This window comes from Micromonospora globispora, from assembly GCF_003857015.1.
GTDB lineage: Bacteria > Actinomycetota > Actinomycetes > Mycobacteriales > Micromonosporaceae > Micromonospora > Micromonospora globispora.
The window spans coordinates 14597-31497 of sequence record NZ_QGGF01000352.1; the positions used below are offsets into that span (position 1 = coordinate 14597).

General features: G+C 71.9%; 16 protein-coding genes, 1 tRNA gene and 1 pseudogene. 4 read left to right on the top strand and 14 right to left on the bottom strand.

Going from position 1 to position 16901, the window contains the following annotated elements; genetic code table 11:
- Positions 1–145: 145 nt before the first annotated feature.
- Positions 146–1129 (top strand): UDP-glucose 4-epimerase GalE, encoded by a 984-nt coding sequence (gene galE, locus DKL51_RS17330; protein ID WP_109965863.1) that lies wholly within the window; start codon positions 146–148, stop codon positions 1127–1129.
- Positions 1126–2295, top strand: coding sequence for a galactokinase (galK, locus tag DKL51_RS17335; RefSeq protein WP_109965864.1), 1170 nt, complete (start codon positions 1126–1128; stop codon positions 2293–2295). Before galE ends, galK begins: the two co-directional genes overlap by 4 nt.
- Before the next feature lie 119 nt (positions 2296–2414).
- Here the strand turns inward: galK and cysN are convergent, their stop codons facing one another.
- The 9 genes from cysN to DKL51_RS17380 form a co-directional block, all read right to left on the bottom strand.
- Complete coding sequence (gene cysN / locus DKL51_RS17340; protein WP_109943172.1) at positions 2415–3725, bottom strand: sulfate adenylyltransferase subunit CysN; 1311 nt, start codon at positions 3723–3725, stop codon at positions 2415–2417.
- Positions 3725–4636, bottom strand: a complete 912-nt coding sequence (cysD, locus tag DKL51_RS17345; protein WP_109943171.1) for a sulfate adenylyltransferase subunit CysD — start codon at positions 4634–4636, stop codon at positions 3725–3727. The genes cysN and cysD overlap by 1 nt, the downstream gene beginning before the upstream one ends.
- A gap of 79 nt (positions 4637–4715) precedes the next feature.
- A complete protein-coding gene (locus tag DKL51_RS17350; protein ID WP_124812264.1) occupies positions 4716–5549 on the bottom strand; it encodes a 3'(2'),5'-bisphosphate nucleotidase CysQ in 834 nt (277 codons plus the stop codon).
- A 107-nt stretch (positions 5550–5656) separates the two neighbouring features.
- Positions 5657–6247, bottom strand: a complete 591-nt coding sequence (pth, locus tag DKL51_RS17355; protein WP_109943169.1) for an aminoacyl-tRNA hydrolase — start codon at positions 6245–6247, stop codon at positions 5657–5659.
- A gap of 113 nt (positions 6248–6360) precedes the next feature.
- Positions 6361–7056, bottom strand: a complete 696-nt coding sequence (locus DKL51_RS17360) for a 50S ribosomal protein L25/general stress protein Ctc (RefSeq protein ID WP_109943168.1) — start codon at positions 7054–7056, stop codon at positions 6361–6363.
- Positions 7057–7320: 264 nt separating this feature from the next.
- Complete coding sequence (locus tag DKL51_RS17365) at positions 7321–8301, bottom strand: ribose-phosphate diphosphokinase (RefSeq protein ID WP_109943167.1); 981 nt, start codon at positions 8299–8301, stop codon at positions 7321–7323.
- 52 nt (positions 8302–8353) lie between these two features.
- On the bottom strand, positions 8354–9880 hold the full coding sequence (gene glmU, locus DKL51_RS17370; protein ID WP_109943166.1) for a bifunctional UDP-N-acetylglucosamine diphosphorylase/glucosamine-1-phosphate N-acetyltransferase GlmU: 1527 nt from the start codon (positions 9878–9880) through the stop codon (positions 8354–8356).
- A 115-nt stretch (positions 9881–9995) separates the two neighbouring features.
- Positions 9996–10067 (bottom strand) — tRNA-Gln (locus DKL51_RS17375).
- 15 nt (positions 10068–10082) lie between these two features.
- Positions 10083–10649, bottom strand: a complete 567-nt coding sequence (locus DKL51_RS17380; protein WP_109943165.1) for a helix-turn-helix domain-containing protein — start codon at positions 10647–10649, stop codon at positions 10083–10085.
- A gap of 122 nt (positions 10650–10771) precedes the next feature.
- Between DKL51_RS17380 and DKL51_RS17385 the strand changes: the two genes are divergently transcribed.
- Together DKL51_RS17385 and DKL51_RS17390 are read left to right on the top strand one after the other, a co-directional pair.
- On the top strand, positions 10772–11725 hold the full coding sequence (locus DKL51_RS17385; RefSeq protein WP_109943164.1) for an acyl-CoA desaturase: 954 nt from the start codon (positions 10772–10774) through the stop codon (positions 11723–11725).
- A gap of 196 nt (positions 11726–11921) precedes the next feature.
- The gene (locus DKL51_RS17390) at positions 11922–12605 is read left to right on the top strand and encodes a TetR/AcrR family transcriptional regulator (protein ID WP_123809751.1); all 684 of its coding nucleotides are present in this window, start codon (positions 11922–11924) and stop codon (positions 12603–12605) included.
- 10 nt (positions 12606–12615) lie between these two features.
- Here the strand turns inward: DKL51_RS17390 and DKL51_RS17395 are convergent, their stop codons facing one another.
- The 5 genes and pseudogenes from DKL51_RS17395 to DKL51_RS17415 all read right to left on the bottom strand — a co-directional run.
- Complete coding sequence (locus DKL51_RS17395) at positions 12616–13092, bottom strand: DUF4383 domain-containing protein (RefSeq protein ID WP_109943162.1); 477 nt, start codon at positions 13090–13092, stop codon at positions 12616–12618.
- Between the two features lie 125 nt (positions 13093–13217).
- Positions 13218–13673: a DUF4383 domain-containing protein gene (locus DKL51_RS17400; RefSeq protein ID WP_109943161.1), complete on the bottom strand. Its 456-nt coding sequence runs from the start codon at positions 13671–13673 to the stop codon at positions 13218–13220.
- Positions 13674–13765: 92 nt separating this feature from the next.
- The gene (locus tag DKL51_RS17405; RefSeq protein WP_109943160.1) at positions 13766–15565 is read right to left on the bottom strand and encodes an ABC-F family ATP-binding cassette domain-containing protein; all 1800 of its coding nucleotides are present in this window, start codon (positions 15563–15565) and stop codon (positions 13766–13768) included.
- Between the two features lie 167 nt (positions 15566–15732).
- Positions 15733–16689, bottom strand: a complete 957-nt coding sequence (locus DKL51_RS17410; RefSeq protein ID WP_109943159.1) for a 4-(cytidine 5'-diphospho)-2-C-methyl-D-erythritol kinase — start codon at positions 16687–16689, stop codon at positions 15733–15735.
- 86 nt (positions 16690–16775) lie between these two features.
- Positions 16776–16901: pseudogene (locus DKL51_RS17415) on the bottom strand (16S rRNA (adenine(1518)-N(6)/adenine(1519)-N(6))-dimethyltransferase RsmA); the annotation flags it as partial.

The following is a 16901-nucleotide window of genomic DNA, read 5'->3' on the forward strand; positions in this document are numbered from 1 at the left end:
CCGGAGCCGATTGCATGTTCGGCCCTGTTGGAAAATGGCGAGTTGTGGTGGAATCCTGGTGATGGCGAGGCGCCGGACCCTCCTCCACCCGCCGTAGGGTGATCACCGGAGGACCGCGCCGCGGCCCAGGTGGGAGGAACCGGACGTGAAACTGCTCGTCACCGGCGGAGCCGGCTACATCGGCAGCGTGGTGACCCGGATGCTGCTCGACAGCGGCCACGACGTGACCGTCCTGGACGATCTGCGGACCGGCCACCGGGAGGCACTCGCGCCCGAGGCGACCCACGTCGACCTGCCGATCCACGAGGCCGCCCGGGTGCTCACCCCGGACGCCGGCTTCGAGGGCGTACTGCACTTCGCCGCGCTGATCGCCGCCGGCGAGTCCATGGTCAAGCCGGAGCTCTACTGGGACACCAACACCATCGGCTCGCTCGCCCTGATCAACGCGGTCCGGGCCGCCCGAGTGCCCCGCATGGTCTTCTCGTCCACCGCCGCCGTCTACGGCAACCCGACCGAGCTGCCCATCCCGGAGACCGCGGTCAAGGCCCCCACCAACACGTACGGGGCCACCAAGCTGGCGGTGGACATGGCGCTGACCTCCGAGGCGATCGCGCACGACCTGGCCGCCGTCTCGCTGCGCTACTTCAACGTCGCCGGGGCGTACCTGCACGGCGGCCGGACCATCGGTGAGCGGCACGACCCGGAGACCCACCTGATCCCCCTCGCGCTCCAGGTCGCCGCCGGCAAGCGGGAGAAGCTCCAGCTCTTCGGCGACGACTACCCGACCGTCGACGGCACCTGCGTGCGCGACTACATCCACGTCGAGGACCTGGCCCGGGCCCACCTGCTGGCGCTCACCGCCGCGGTCCCCGGCCAGCACCGGATCTACAACCTCGGCAACGGCAGCGGCTTCACCGTCAAGCAGGTAATCGACGTGGTCCGCGAGGTCACCGGCCACCCGGTGCCGGTCGAGGTGTCCCCGCGCCGCGAGGGCGACCCGGTCGAGTTGGTCGCCTCCTCCGCGCTGGCCCGGGAGGAGCTGGGCTGGGTGCCGGAGAAGCCGACCCTGCGCGACATGGTCGGCGACGCCTGGGCCTTCTACCGCGACCAGGTGCTGGGGCAGCGGTGACCGAGCCGGCCGGCGACGTCGCGGCCCGCGCCACCGCCGGGTTCCGCCAGCGGTACGCGGCCGAGCCGGCGGGCCGCTGGGCGGCTCCCGGCCGGGTCAACCTGATCGGCGAGCACACCGACTACAACGACGGCTTCGTACTCCCCTTCGCGCTGCCACTGCACACCGTGGTCGCCGCCGCGCCGCAGGACGACGAACGCTGGACTATCTGGTCGGAGCTCGCCGATGCTCCGGTCGAGTTCGGCCCCACCGAAGCCGACAAGCCCGGCCAGGTCACCGGCTGGGCCGCGTACGTCGCCGGGGTGGTCTGGGCGCTGCGCGCGGCCGGCCACCCCGTGCCGGGCGCCCGGCTGGCCATCGCCTCCGACGTACCGCTCGGCTCCGGGCTCTCCTCCTCGGCGGCCCTGGAGGCGGCGGTGCTCGCCGCCCTGGTCGACCTCGGCGGGCTGGACCTGCCCGCCGAGCGGCAGCCGCGGCTCGCCCAGCGCGCCGAGAACGACTACGTCGGCGCGCCGACCGGGATCATGGACCAGTCCGCGGTGATCCGCTGCCGGGCCGGGCACGCCCTCTTCCTCGACTGCCGCAGCGAGGAGGTGGAGCACATCCCGTTCGACCTGGACGCCGCCGGGCTGGCCGTGCTGGTCGTCGACAGCCGCGCCCCGCACCGGCACGCCGACGGCGAGTACGCCTCCCGCCGGACGTCCTGCGAACGGGCCGCCGGCCTGCTCGGGGTGCCCGCGCTGCGCGACGTCTCCCCCGACGACCTCGACGACGCGCTCGCCCGCCTCGACGACGACGAGACCCGCCGCCGGGTCCGGCACGTGGTCACCGAGGACCAGCGGGTGCTCGACACCGTCGCGCTGCTCCGCGCCGGCCGGGTACGCGACATCGGACCGCTGCTGACCGCCTCGCACGCCTCGATGCGGGACGACTTCGAGATCACCGTGCCGGAGATCGACACCGCGGTCGACGCGGCGCTCGCCGCCGGGGCGTACGGCGCCCGGATGACCGGCGGCGGCTTCGGCGGCTGCGTCCTCGCCCTGGTCGACGCCGAGCGCGCCGATACCGTCGCGGCGGCCGTCACCGCCGCCTACGCCGAACGGGGCTTCGCCGCCCCCGGCCACGTCACGGTGCTCCCGGCGGGCGGTGCCCACCGCCTCCCCTGACCCCACCCGCCGCGCCGCGCCGCGTCGACGTGGCATGCGCCCTGTTACACGAAAAGAGTGGCCATCCGCGTTCGGACAGCCACTCTCTCCGTGAATGTGCGCGTGGAGAAGCGGGGCGTTCAGCCGGCCTCGACGATCATGCCGGCGCCGACCGTGCGGTTGGTGGTCTCGTCGATGATGACGAAGCCGCCGGTGGTGCGGTTGCGGCGGTACTCGTCGGCGAGCAGCGGCACGGTGGTGCGCAGCCGGATCCGGCCGATCTCGTTGAGCTTCAGCTCGCTGGCCGTCTCGTCCCGGTGCAGGGAGTTGATGTCCAGCCGGTACTGCAGCCCGCGGACGATCGCCCGCGCCGACCGGGTGGTGTGCTTGATCGCGTACTTGCCGCCGATCTGCAGCGGACGCGTCTCGTCCATCCAGCAGACCATCGCCTCGATGTCCTGCGCGACGGCGGGGGCGTTGTGCGGCCGGCAGATCATGTCACCACGGGAGATGTCGATCTCGTCGGTCAGCCGGACGGTCACCGACATCGGCGGGAACGCCTCGTCGACCGGCCCGTCCGCGGTCTCCACCGACGCGATCCGGCTGGTGAAACCGGAGGGCAGCACCATCACCTCGTCGCCCGGCTTCAGCACGCCGGAGGCCACCTGGCCGGCGTACCCCCGGTAGTCGGTGACGGTGGTGGACTGCGGCCGGATCACGTACTGCACCGGAAACCGGACATCCACCAGGTTGCGGTCCGAGGCGATGTGCACCCGCTCCAGATGGTGCAGCAGCGACGACCCCTCGTACCAGGGCATGTTCTCCGACCGGGTGACGATGTTGTCGCCCTTCAGCGCCGAGATCGGCACCACGGTCAGGTCCGGCACGTCGAGCTTCGCCGCGAACGCGGTGAACTCGTCGGCGATCCGCTCGAACACCTCCTGCGACCAGTCCACCAGGTCCATCTTGTTGACGCAGAGGACCAGGTGCGGCACCCGCAGCAGCGAGCAGAGGAACGCGTGCCGGCGGGACTGCTCCACCAGGCCCTTGCGGGCGTCCACCAGGATCAGCGCCAGGTCGGCGGTGGAGGCGCCGGTGACCATGTTCCGGGTGTACTGGATGTGCCCCGGGGTGTCGGCGATGATGAACTTCCGCCGCGGGGTGGCGAAGTAGCGGTACGCCACGTCGATGGTGATGCCCTGCTCCCGCTCGGCCCGCAGGCCGTCGGTGAGCAACGCCAGGTTGGTGTACTCGTCACCCCGGGCCGCGCTGACCGCCTCGACCGCGGCGAGCTGGTCGGTGAAGAGCGACTTGGTGTCGTACAGCAGCCGACCGATCAGGGTCGACTTGCCGTCGTCGACGCTGCCCGCGGTCGCGAACCGCAGCAGGTCCATCGGCCGCCCCTCGGGCAGCACGGATTCGGCGGCCGGGGCCGCGGTGTCGACGCTCATCAGAAGTAGCCCTCCCGCTTACGGTCCTCCATGGCGGCCTCGCTGACCCGGTCGTCGCCGCGCGTAGCGCCGCGCTCGGTGATCCGGGTTGCGGCCACCTCCTCGATCACCTTCTCCACCGTGTCGGCGTCCGACCGGACCGCCGCGGTGCAGGAGGCGTCGCCCACCGTGCGGTAGCGCACCTGCGCCTTGAACCGCTCCTCGCCCGCCCGCGGGCGGAAGAACTCGTTGACGGCGTAGAGCATGCCGTCCCGCTCGATCACCTCGCGCTCGTGCGCGTAGTAGATCGACGGCAGCGGGATCCGCTCCCGCGCGATGTAGTGCCAGACGTCCAGCTCGGTCCAGTTGGAGAGCGGGAAGACCCGGATCGACTCACCCGGGTGGTGCCGGCCGTTGTAGAGCGCCCACAGCTCGGGCCGCTGGTTCTTCGGGTCCCACTGGCCGAACTCGTCGCGGAAGCTGAACACCCGCTCCTTGGCGCGAGCCTTCTCCTCGTCCCGACGGGCGCCGCCGAAGAGCGCGTCGAAGCGGTGCTTCTCCACGGCCTCGAGCAGCACCGGAGTCTGAATCCGGTTGCGCATCCCGTCCGCCGACTCCCGGACCAGCCCCTTCGCCAGGGCCTCCGGCACGCTGGCCACGATCAGCTGCAGGCCCAGCTCGGCCACCCGCTGGTCGCGGTACTCCAGCACCTCGGGGAAGTTGTGCCCGGTGTCCACATGCATCACCGGGAAGGGGATGTTCGCCGGGGCGAACGCCTTCTGCGCCAACCGGAGCATCACGATCGAGTCCTTGCCACCGGAGAAGAGCAGCACCGGGCGCTCCATCTCGGCGACCACCTCGCGCATCACGAAGATGCTCTCGGCCTCGAGCGCGTCAAGGTGCGACACCTGGTAGGCGGCGGGGGCGGTCATGACACGGGCTCGATTCGCTCGGATCCGCTCACGGGATTCCAGACCTTTCCGGTCGGACTCATCAAGAAGAACGCTCAGGCTACCCGGAATGCCGTTGCAACGCTGCAAGCAACCGGCTGGCGAGATCCTTGCGACAGACCAGCAGGTCGGGCAGGCGCGGGTCGGCCTCGTTGTATTTCAGCGCAGAACCGTCGATCCGGGAAGCGTGCAGTCCGGTGGCCGTCGCCACAGCGACCGGAGCGGCCGAGTCCCACTCGTACTGGCCGCCAGCGTGGATGTACGCGTCGACCTCACCGGTGACCACAGCGGCGATCTTCGCGCCCGCGGAGCCCATCGGAACCAGATGAGTGCCGACGTCCTCCGCCAGGTCGGTCAGGAAAACCGGCGGACGGCTACGGCTGGCCGCCAGTCGGATGGTCCGCCCGCCCCCCGACGTCGCCGCCTCCAGCGTCATCGGCGGGTACGCCGGCGGGTAGTCCGTGCCCAGCACCCGGTGCTGCGCCGGCAGGCCGACCGCGCCCGCCACCAGACCGTGCGGCGTCGGCGCGTTGCGCGACCAGAGCGCCACGTGCACCGCCCAGTCCGAGCGCCCCTCCTCGGAGTACTCCCGGGTCCCGTCCAACGGGTCGATGATCCACACCCGGTCGGCGTTCAGCCGGGACACCGCCTCGCTGCTCACCTCCGCCGTCCAGGCCAGCCGGGAGCCCTCGTCCTCCTCGGAGAGCACGGCGTCCGCGGGCCGCCACTTCGCCAGCTCGGTGCGGATCAGGTCGTGCGAGACCTTGTCCCCGGCCGACTTCAACGCCCCCGAATCCGCGAAGCCCAGCTCCGAGCGCAGGTTCATCAGCGCCTGCCCCGCCTGCGCCGCCAGCCACCGGGCGAACGCGCTGTCGATCATCGGAGGACTGCCCATGTACTGCTCCCGTCGCCCGGCCGCGACCCGCGTCGTCGGCTCCCGCCACGCCAGAAGGGGCAGACTACCGGCCCGGACAACCCGGTTCGCGTACGCCCCGCCCCGGCTCAGCCGCCGTGGTACAGGTTCTGCGTCGGCTCCACCCCACGGGTAACCACCGACTCCACCACGTCCGCCGCCCGGTCCACCAGGAACTCCAGCTCCTTGCGCTCCACCGACGAAAAGTCGGACAGCACGTAGTCGGCCGGGTCCTGCCGCCCCGGCGGCCGGCCGATGCCGAACCGCACCCGGACGTAGTCCTTGGTGCCGAGCGACTTCGACATCGAGCGCAGCCCGTTGTGCCCGCCCTCGCCGCCGCCGCACTTCACCCGCAGCTGCCCGTACGGGATGTCCAGCTCATCGTGCACCGCGATCACCCGCTCCGGCGGGATCTTGTGGAACTGCGCCAGCGCGACCACCGGCCCACCGGAGAGGTTCATGTACGTCAGCGGCTTCACCAGCACCAGCTTCGGACCGCCGAAGCCCAGCCGCCCCTCGGCGACCTCCGCCACCGCCCGCTTGTGCCGGCTGAACTTCGCGCCGACCCGGCCGGCGAGCAGCTCGGCCACCATGAAACCGACGTTGTGCCGGTTACCCGCGTACTCCCGGCCGGGGTTGCCCAGGCCGACCACCAGCCACGGCCCCACCTCGTCCGTCACGCCACGCCCCTCCCGCTCTCACCGCGCAGGCCGCCACCCGGCGGCCGTCCCCGATACGCCGACAGGCGCCCCCGAAACACCGGGAGCGCCTGTCGCACAGAACCGCGGGCCGATCAGGCCTCGGTCGTCCCCTCGGCCGGAGCCTCCGCGCCCTCGGCGGCCGGAGCGCCCTCGGGGGCCTCGGCGGTCTCCTCGCCAACCTCGGCCTCGGCCTCCTCGGCGGCCTCCTCGACCTCGGGGAGGGTCGCCTCGAGCTGCTCGGCGGTCGGCGCGGCGGTAACCGTGGCGACCGGCAGCTCCGGGTCGGCGGCCAGCTCGACACCGGCCGGCAGCTCGACGTCGGCGGCGGTGACCTGGACACCCGGCTCGGCGCCCTCGATCGAGGCCTCCAGGTGGTCCGGCACCTTGGTGGCGTCGGCGGTCACCGAGAGGGTGTCGTGGTCGTGCACGATCAGGGTGTCCTTGGCGGCCTCACCGGTCAGCTCGACCGGGACGTCGACGGTGACCTTCTCGCCGCGGCGGACCAGCAGCAGGTCGACGTGCTCGAAGGTGTCCTTGATCGCGTCACGCTGGATCGCCTTCGGCAGCGCCAGCACCTGGGTGCCGTCGCTGACTTCGATCGCGAAGAGCTGGTTGGCGCCGCCCTTGCGGATCGCGGCGGCGAACTCACGCGCCGGGAGCGCGATGTGCTTGGGCTTCTCGCCGTGGCCGTACAGCACGGCGGGCACCTTGCCGGCCCGGCGGGTACGACGGGCACCACCCTTGCCGAACTCGGTACGGGGCTCGGCGCTGATCTTTACCTCGGACACGGGAAAACTCCTGATGCTTCGCTGCGGCGGCTTGTCGTCTGGCGGTGCTGGGGCGAGGGGCTCGCTGGGGCTCATGCGTCATGAACGACTGCCCGGAGCACCGCGTCGATGACGGCGCCTCCGTGCGGTGCTTTTCAGCGACCCGCCGGGCACCCTCGCCGTGGCAACCGCACCAGTCTACCCGAGGGGAATCCGCGATTTCCGGCGGTCCCCAGGGTTACCGTTCCCGCCGGCCCGCAGGCCGACGGGAACGGTACGGCCAGCTCAGCTCAGGCCACCGAAGAGGGTGGTCACCGAGCCGTCGTCGAAGACCTCCCGGATGGCCCGGGCCAGCAGCGGGGCGATCGACAGTACGGTGATCTTGTCGAGCTGCTTCTCGGGCGGGAGCGGCAGCGTGTTGGTCACCACGACCTCGCTGATCGGGCTGTTCTTCAGCCGCTCGGTCGCCGGGTCGGAGTGCAGCGCGTGCGTCGCGGCGACGAGGATCTCCGCCGCGCCCGCCTCCTTCAGGATGTCGGCGGCCTTGCTGATCGTGCCACCGGTGTCGATCATGTCGTCGACGATCAGGCAGACCCGACCCTCGACCTCACCGACCACCCGGTTCGCCACCACCTGGTTCGGCTTCAGCGGGTCCCGGGTCTTGTGGATGAACGCCAGCGGGCAGCCGCCCAGCCGGTCCGTCCAGCGCTCGGCCACCCGCACCCGGCCCGAGTCCGGCGCCACCACCGTCATCGGCCGGCCCGCGTACTTGTGCTCGACGTACTCGGCCAGCGTGTCCATCGCGAAGAGGTGGTCCACCGGGCCGTCGAAGAAGCCCTGGATCTGCGCGGTGTGCAGATCCACGGTGAGGATCCGGTTGGCACCCGCGGTCTTCAGCATGTCGGCCACCAGCCGGGCCGAGATCGGCTCCCGGCCGCGGTGCTTCTTGTCCTGCCGGGAGTACGGGTAGTACGGCAGGACCACGGTGATCCGCTTGGCCGAACCGCGCTTCAGCGCGTCGACCATGATCAGGGTCTCCATGACCCAGGTGTTGACCCCGTGCGTGACGGACTGCACCACGAAGGCGTCCGAGCCGCGTACCGAGTCCTTGTACCGGACGAAGAGCTCGCCGTTGGCGAACTCGTACGAGTCGGTCGGCGTCGGCGCGACGCCGAGCACCTCACCCATCTCCTTGGCCAGCTCCGGAAAGCCACGTCCGGAGAAGAGCATCAGGCTCTTGCGGTTTTCGGCGACGATGCTGCCCATGGGCCCGTCTGCTCCCGTTTGTCGGTGGTTCCCGGCGGCGGTGGGCCGGGGACTATTCGGTTGCAGTATCCCCCGCGCCGGACGGCTCTCCCACCGTCTCGACACCCCCGTGGATTGGCTCACCTTCCCTTGCGGCGGCGGCCCCACCCGACGCACCCTCGCGGGCCCGCTGCGCCGCCTCCGCGGCGGGCGTGCCGGCCCGCTTGCGCAGCACCCAGCCCTCGACGTTGCGCTGCTGGCCGCGGGCCACCGCCATCGCACCTGGCGGCACGTCCGCGATGATCACCGAGCCGGCCGCGGTGTACGCGCCGTCGCCCACCTCCACCGGTGCGACGAACATGTTGTCCGCCCCGGTACGGGCGTGGCTGCCGATCGTGGTGTGGTGCTTCTGCACGCCGTCGTAGTTCACGAAGACCGTCGCCGCGCCGATGTTGCTGTGCTCGCCGATCGTGGCGTCCCCGACGTACGACAGGTGCGGCACCTTCGAGCCCTCGCCGATCGTGGCCTTCTTGGTCTCCACGAACGTGCCCACCTTGGCCTTGCGCCCCAGGCGCGACTCAGGCCGCAGGTACGCGTACGGCCCGACGGTGGCCTGCGGGCCCACCTCGGCGCCCACCGCGTGGCTGCGCAGCACGGTAGCGCCCGCGCCGACCGTGGTGTCGATCAGCGTGGTGTCCGGGCCGACCACCGCACCGGCGCCGACCACGGTCGCGCCCTGGAGCTGGGTGTTCTGGTCGATCATCGCGTCCCGCTCGACGGTGGCGGTCACGTCGATCCAGGTGGTCTGCGGGTCGAGGATGCTCACCCCGGTACGCATCCAGGCCTCGTTCACCCGGTCGCGCAGCAGCCGGCGCAGCCCCGCGAGTTCGACCCGGTCGTTGCAGCCCAGCGTCTCCACGTGGTCCGCGGCCACGTGCACGGCCACCGGCTCCCCGGCGTCGTTGAGCAGACCGAAGACGTCGGTGAGGTACTCCTCGCCCTGGTCGTTGTCGGTGGAGATCTTGCCCAGCGCGTCGCGCAGGCGCACCACGTCGAATGCGTAGATGCCGGCGTTGATCTCCCGCAGCGCGCGCTGCTCGGGGGTGGCGTCGCGCTCCTCGACGATCTGCTCCAGCCGCCCGGTGGCGTCCCGGACGATCCGGCCGAGGCCGGCCGGGTCGGGCACCTCGGCGGCGAGCACCGTCGCCGCCGTCCCCGCGCCCTCGTGCGCCTTTACCAGCGCGGTCACGGTCTCGGGTCGGAGCAGCGGCACGTCGCCGTTGATCACCACGACGGTGCCGGTGGCGTCCGGCGCGGCGTCCAGCGCGATCCGAACCGCGTGCCCGGTACCGAGCTGCTGGGCCTGGAGCACCGGGGTCGCCTCCGGGGCGATCTCCGCGAGGTGTGCCCGGACCTGGTCGGCGCCGTGACCGACCACGACCACGGTGCGGTCCGCCGCCAGCGGCGCGGCGGCGGCGAGCACGTGGCCCAGGAGGGTGCGGCCGAGCAGCGGGTGCAGCACCTTGGGCAGGGCCGACTTCATCCGCTTGCCCTCACCGGCGGCGAGCACGACAACGGTGCGGAGGTGGGGCTGGGACACGACGTGGCTCCCGTCGGGACGGCGACAGTCTCGCGGCCATGCTAACCAGGCCGCTCTCTGCAATTCCCATCCGGCCACACAAATGCCGTCCTCACGCGCCGACCTGGCCGTTGAGCTGGGGTGCCTGGATTCGAACCAGGAGCTCAAGACTCCAAAGGTCTGCGGGTTGCCGTTACCCCACACCCCATCGCCGTGTCAAGACTTAGCGGCCCATCGACTCAGGGTCCACGTCGCCCGCGATCCGGAACAGCTCGGCGATCATACCTTCGATCCGCCAGTAGGGCTCGCGACTGCGGGGCACATTGATCACCAGACAGCCGCGGTAGTCCGCCCCGGTGTTCCGGCGGACGGTGGCAGGGTTGTGCCGCTTCACCGTCGTGCGGCCGAACCGATCGACCGGCAACCCGAGCCTCGCCGCCCACCAGCGGAGGGCGTCCGTCATCAGCCGGGACCGCGCCCGACGCGACGCGGCGGCCTCGTCGTCCGGATCCAGCGGCAGCTGTTTCACCCACTGGTACGCCGTCGACTTGGCGACGCCGACCTGCCGCGCGATGTGGTCGACCGACCGCCCCTCGCCACGCAGCCGTAGCGCCTCGGCGCGCAACTCGTCCTTGGCCCTGGGCCGGCGCGTCCACTCGGGCGGCGGCACGCCGCGCAGCAACGCGTACACCCGGTCCCGGCCGATGCCGAGGCGGGCCTGGATCTCGCGGACGGAGAGCTGCCCCTCGACGCGCTGCCGGCGTGCCTCGGCGGCGAGGGGATCGGTCACGCCCGGGACGTTAGAACAGCCGTACGACAAGCAGATCCATTCATGAACGGAACTCTTCCGTGCGATCTAGAAATCTGCTGGTTACGGTGACGTAGGCGTAACCCGTTTCGCTGGGAGGTGCCATGACCGCCCTCACCGACCCGAACACCGGACCCCGGCCGCTGACCCAGGGCCACCAGTCCCCCGGCATCCTGATCGCCCTCTGGGCCTTCGTGGTCATCCCGTTCCTCGCCCTGCTCGCCGCGATCCCGGTCGCCTGGGGTGGCTGGTTGAGCTGGACCGATGTCGCCATCGCCGGCTTCTGGTACGTGCTCTCCGGCCTCGGCATCACCGTCGGCTACCACCGGTACTTCACCCACGGCTCGTTCAAGGCGAAGCCCTGGCTGCGGGTGGCGCTCGCGGTTGCCGGCTCGTTCGCCGTCCAAGGCGAGATCATCCAGTGGGTCGCCGACCACCGCCGGCACCACGCCTTCTCCGACGTGGAGGGGGACCCGCACTCACCGTGGCGGTTCGGGGAGACCGTCTGGGGGCTGACCCGCGGCCTGTTCCACGCCCACGTCGGCTGGCTGTTCAACCGCGAACTCTCCAACCGGCAGCGGTTCGCCCCGGACCTGCTCGCCGATCCGGCCACCCGTCGGGTCGACCGGCTCTTCCCGCTGCTGGTGGCGATCTCGGTGCTCGGGCCGGCGCTGATGGGCGGGCTGCTGACCTGGTCCTGGCAGGGCGCGCTGACCGCGCTCTTCTGGGGCGGGCTGGTCCGGATCGCGCTGCTGCACCACGTCACCTGGTCGATCAACTCGGTCTGCCATGTCTACGGCGAGCGGCCGTTCGCCGTCCGGCAGGGCGACCGGGCCGCCAACTTCTGGCCGCTGGCCCTGCTGTCCTTCGGGGAGAGCTGGCACAACCTGCACCACGCCGAACCGACCAGCGCCCGGCACGGTGTGCTGCGCGGCCAGATCGACATGTCGGCCCGGGTGATCTGGCTCCTCGAGAAGCTGGGCGCGGCCTGGGCGGTGCGTTGGCCGAAGCCGGAGCGGGTCACCGCCAAGCAGGTGAAGCCGGTCCCGGAGCGGTAAACCGGTCGGTGGGCGTCGCCGTCGCCTGGCAGGATGGCTGGGTGACGCAGCGGAGGGGCGGCGGACGGCTCGGCGGCACGGTGGCCGGGCCCCGCGCGGGTACGGTCGGACGGCACGGCGGCGCCGGCGGGGCGACTACGTGAGCACCCAGATTCCACGTCAGGGCGTCACCGCGCGCCAGCGAGGTGACGACGAGATGACCGAGGTCCCCAAGGACGCCGGCGCGGCGCGCCGGCGAGCGATCCCCGCGGCGAAGTCCTCCTCCCGGGTGCGGATGTCGGCCGCGCAGCGCCGCGAGCAGCTGATCTCGATCGCCCGGCAGATCTTCGCCGAGCGCGGCTTCGACGCCACCTCGATCGAGGAGGTCGCGGCCCGGGCCAAGGTCTCCAAGCCGGTGGTGTACGAGCACTTCGGCGGCAAGGAGGGGCTCTATGCGGTGGTGGTGGACCGGGAGGTCCGCTCGCTGCTGGACCGGATCACCACCGCGCTGACCGCGGGGCACCCCCGGGAGTTGCTGGAGCAGGCCGCGCTGACCCTGCTGACGTACATCGAGGAGGAGACCAGCGGGTTCCGGGTGCTGGTCCGGGAGTCGCCGCTGATGTCGGCGACGGGCAACTTCAGCAGCGTGATGAACGACGTCGCGCACCAGGTCGAGCACATCCTCGGCGCGGAGTTCTCCAGCCGTGGGTACGACCCAAAGCTGGCCGAGCTCTACTCGCAGGCGCTGGTCGGCATGGTGGCGTTGACCGGGCGCTGGTGGCTGGAGGTGCGCAAGCCGCGCAAGGAGACGGTCGCCGCGCACCTGGTGAACCTGGCCTGGAACGGGTTGTCGCACCTGGAGGCGAAGCCGGGCCTGATCACGGTCCGCAAGCCGAGTTGACGAGCGGCCGTCAGCGGGTGCCCACCTCGGAGATCGAGTGGTTGCGGCGGCGCCGTTCCTCCTCGGCGTGCTCGGGCGTGCCGACCTTGTCGTAGAGGCCGGTGCCGAGCAGGATCAGCCCGAACAGCATCGACACGATGACGGTGGACATCGAGAAGTTGAGGAAGTTCGCCGGGGTCTGCAGCACGGCCATCATGAGGATGCTGGTGAGCAGGAAGACCACCCCGGCGGTCAGGTTCATGTAGTGGCCGAGGTTGGTGCGCCGGGTCGCCCCGATCAGCAGGAACGCGCCGAACACGACGGACACCAGTGCGAACGCCAGGTTGGTGCGGAGCCCGAGCACCCAGTGCGCGCCCCGGGCGAAGAGCCCGTCGTTCCAGGTCATGAACGTGCCGTACACCCCGAAGACCAGGATGTAGAGCCCGATGAGCGCGGAGAGGACCCGGTAGATCGGCCGCGCGGGGTGGTTCACCGGAAAGTGCGCCATGAGCTCCTCCAGCCAAGTGACCGATTTCGCCACATTGTCGCCTGGCTCGGGAGCGGTTGTCCGCCAAAACGCCGAGGTCGGCCCCGCCGCAGCGCGGTGGGGCCGACCGGAGGCGCAGTCGAGGGTCAGAGGACGAGGCGGGCCTTCTGCCACGCCTCGTTCTCCTCGTCGGTGCCGACCTTGCCGTACATGGCGGCCATCAGCAGGACCAGGGCGACCACCAGCACGACGATGACGCTGAGGATGCTCCAGTTGAAGATGTTGGCGTCGGTCTGCAGGAATGCCAGCTCGGCCAGGCCGACGACCAGCAGCCCGTACGCCAGCGCCTTGTTGATCGCCACGTCGAGGTTGCGGCCGATCACGGTGCCGGCGAGGACCGCTAGCCCGAGCAGGACTGCCACCAGGGACCAGCCGAGGTTGGTGCCCTGGCCGAAGACCTTGGTGTCGTCCTGGGCGAGGACGTCGTTGCCGGCGCTCGCGACGATGCCGAGCACGCCGAAGACCGCGAAGTACAGACCAACGAGCCCGCCGATCGCCCGGTAGACAGGCCGCGCGGGGTGGTTGACCGGGTTGTGGGACATTCTCTGAGTCTCCAAGACCGTTCGGGTGAGGGGTCGTCAGCGATTGTCCCGCACGTCGGGCTGTGACGCCGCACACCCCCACCCGTGGTGCGTCAGCCGGCCGGTAGCTCCTCGGCGAGGGCGAGCCAGGTTTCCTCGGTCCGCTCCCGCTCGGCCCGCAGCTCCTTGAGCTGGGCGTCGAGTTCGGCGACCTTGGCGTAGTCGGTGGCGTGCGTCGCGAGCTGGTCGAGGAGGCCGGCCTCCTTCTGCTCCAGCTTGGCGACTTGCCGTTCCAGCCGGCTCAGTTCCTTCTTCGCCACCCGGACCTCGGCGGCGGACATGCCCTCCCGGGCGGGTGCGGCCGCGGCCGGGGTGAGGTCGGCCGGGGCCGGGCCGCCACCCGCGGCGGCCCGGGCGAGGTACTCGTCGACCCCGCCGGGCAGGTGCACCAGCCGTCCGTCGCCGAACATCCCGTACGCCGAGTCGGTGACCCGCTCGATCAGGTACCGGTCGTGGCTGGCCACGATGATCGTGCCCGGCCAGGAGTCGAGCAGGTCCTCCAGCGCGGCGAGGGTGTCGGTGTCCAGGTCGTTGGTGGGCTCGTCGAAGAGGAGCACGTTGGGTTCGCCGGCGAGCAGCCGGAGCATCTGCAGCCGCCGGCGCTCGCCGCCGGAGAGGTCGCTGACCGGGGTCCAGAGCCGCCGGTCGTCGAAGCCGAAGATCTCGGCGAGCTGGGCGGCGGAGATCTCCCGGTCGCCGAGCTGGACCCGGCGGGCGACCTCCTCGACGGCTTCGAGGACCCGCAGGTTTCCGGAGAGTTCGGCCAGCTCCTGGGAGAGGAAGGCGGGCTTGACGGTGGAGCCGGTGGCGAACCGGCCGCCGTCGGGGCGGCTCAACCCGGCCAGCATCCGCAGCAGGGTGGTCTTGCCGGCGCCGTTGCGGCCGAGGATGGCGATCCGGTCGCCGGGACCCACCTGCCAGGTGACGTCGTGCAGGATCTCCTTCGGGCCGGCGTGCAGGGTGACCTGCTCCAGGTCGTACACCTGCTTGCCGAGCCGGGCGGTGGCGAGCCGCTGCAGCGACATGGTGTCGCGCGGCGGCGGCACGTCGGCGATCAGCGCGTTGGCCGCGTCGATCCGGAACCGCGGCTTGGAGGTGCGGGCGGGCGGGCCGCGGCGCAGCCAGGCGATCTCCTTGCGGAGCAGGTTCTGCCGGCGGGCCTCGGTGGCGGCGGCGACCCGCTCCCGCTCGACGCGGGCGAGGGTCCAGGCGGCGAAGCCACCCTCGTACGCCCGGACGGCCTGGTCGGCGACCTCCCAGGTGGTGGTGCAGACCGCGTCGAGGAACCACCGGTCGTGGGTGACCACGACGAGCGCGCCCTTGCGGCCGACCAGGTGCTTCGCCAGCCAGTCGACGCCGCCGACGTCGAGGTGGTTGGTGGGCTCGTCGAGGATCAGCAGGTCGGACTCGCGGACGAGCAGCGCGGCGAGGGCGACCCGGCGGCGCTCGCCGCCGGACATCGGGCCGACCGGCTGGTCGAGGCCGAGGTAGGGCATGCCGAGGCCGTCGAGGATGGCCCGGACGCCGGCGTCGCCGGCCCACTCGTGCTCCGCGCCCATGCTCTGGCCGAGCCAGGCGGTGCCGAGCACCACGTCGCGGACGGTGGCCTCGGGGGCCAGGGTGAGGCTCTGCGGCAGCCAGAGCACGCGCAGGTCGCGGCGGTGGGTGACCCGGCCGTCGTCGGGCTCCTCCTGCTTGGTGAGCATCCGCAGCAGGGTGGACTTGCCGGCGCCGTTGAGGCCGACCACGCCGATCCGGTCGGCGTCGTCCAGGCCGAGCGAGACGTCGGTGAGCAGCGGCCCGGCAGCGCCGTACCCCTTGGACACCCGGTCCAGGTTGACGATGTTGGCCACGACCTCACCTCCCATGATCAAGGCGTCCCGGTGCCGGCCGGCACCTCGGGACGCCTGGCGTCCCAGGGTACGCGGACGCTCCCGCCCGCCCGGCGCACGCCGGACCCTGGTGGTCAACCGCCCCCGTCGCCCGGTTGTTCCGACAAGGTCGGGAACCGCTGGGCGGGTCAGATGATCCGCGCCCCGGCGACCGGGCCGTGGGCGACCCGGGCCTCCCGGCACACCCCGGCCGCCTCCAGCGCGGCGGCGACCCGCTCGGCGTCCGCCTCGTCGGCGACGAGGAAGACGCAGGTCGGCCCGGAGCCGGAGACGATCCCGGCGAGCGCGCCGGCCGCCTCGCCCGCCTTGAGGGTGGCGGCCAATGACGGGCGCATGGTCAGGGCGGCGTCCTGGAGGTCGTTGCCGAGGGCGGCGGCGAGCACCCGCGGGTCGCGCTGACGCAGCGCGGCGAGCAACGCGTCGGTGCTGCCCAGCGGCTCGCCGGCGGTGCCGGCGTCACGGAGCCGGTCGAGTTCCCGGTAGGCGGCCGGGGTGGAGAGACCGCCCTCGGCCACGGCCACCACCCAGTGCCAGGAGGTGGGGCGGGCCAGCACCGGGCTGACCGCCTCGCCCCGGCCGGTGCCGAGCGCGGTGCCGCCGTAAATCAGGAACGGCACGTCGGAGCCGAGGGCGGCGGCGATCCCGGCCAGCTCGTCGCGGGACAGCCCGGTGCCCCAGAGGGCGTCGCAGGCGACCAGGGCGGCGGCCGCGTCGGCGCTGCCGCCGGCCAGCCCACCGGCGAGCGGGATCTGCTTGCGCAGGTGCAGCCGGGCGTACGGCGGGACGCCGGCGTACCCGGCGAGGGCGTGGGCTGCCCGGATCACCAGGTTGGAGTCGTCCAGGGCCAGCTCACCGGCGCCCTCGCCCTCCATGGTGAGGGTGAGGGTGTCACCCCGTCGGGCGGTCAGCTCGTCGTAGATCGAGATCGCGTGGTAGACGGTGTTCAGCTCGTGGTAGCCGTCCCGGCGCAGCGGGCCTACCCCGAGGTGCAGGTTGACCTTGGCCGGCACCCGTACCTTGACCGGGCCGCTGGACCCGCGCCGCTGCTGCTCGTCCTCGTCGTCCGGTCGCCACGCCTCGGTCACGGGGCGATGTCCCGCGGGCGCAGACGGATGTCGAACGGCTTCTCCACGATCAGCTCTCCTCGGCGGGTTCGGACAACGGCGCCAGCCTACTGCCCGGTGGTCAGGGCGGCCGGGGCCGACGCGGCGATGGCGGCGAACTGCTCGACGGTGAGGGACTCCCCCCGGGCGCCCGGGTCGACGCCGGCGGCGGTGAGCGCGGCGGCGGCCCGGTC

Excerpts from the sequence above, each read along its gene's own strand:
- DKL51_RS17365 (WP_109943167.1), bottom strand. The coding sequence starts at position 8,301 with ATGGGCAGCATCGTCGCCGAAAACCGCAAGAGCCTGATGCTCTTCTCC.
- cysD (WP_109943171.1), bottom strand. The coding sequence starts at position 4,636 with ATGACCGCCCCCGCCGCCTACCAGGTGTCGCACCTTGACGCGCTCGAG.
- DKL51_RS17385 (WP_109943164.1), top strand. The coding sequence starts at position 10,772 with ATGACCGCCCTCACCGACCCGAACACCGGACCCCGGCCGCTGACCCAG.
- cysN (WP_109943172.1), bottom strand. The coding sequence starts at position 3,725 with ATGAGCGTCGACACCGCGGCCCCGGCCGCCGAATCCGTGCTGCCCGAG.
- DKL51_RS17400 (WP_109943161.1), bottom strand. The coding sequence starts at position 13,673 with ATGTCCCACAACCCGGTCAACCACCCCGCGCGGCCTGTCTACCGGGCG.
- DKL51_RS17395 (WP_109943162.1), bottom strand. The coding sequence starts at position 13,092 with ATGGCGCACTTTCCGGTGAACCACCCCGCGCGGCCGATCTACCGGGTC.
- DKL51_RS17390 (WP_123809751.1), top strand. The coding sequence starts at position 11,922 with ATGACCGAGGTCCCCAAGGACGCCGGCGCGGCGCGCCGGCGAGCGATC.
- DKL51_RS17350 (WP_124812264.1), bottom strand. The coding sequence starts at position 5,549 with ATGGGCAGTCCTCCGATGATCGACAGCGCGTTCGCCCGGTGGCTGGCG.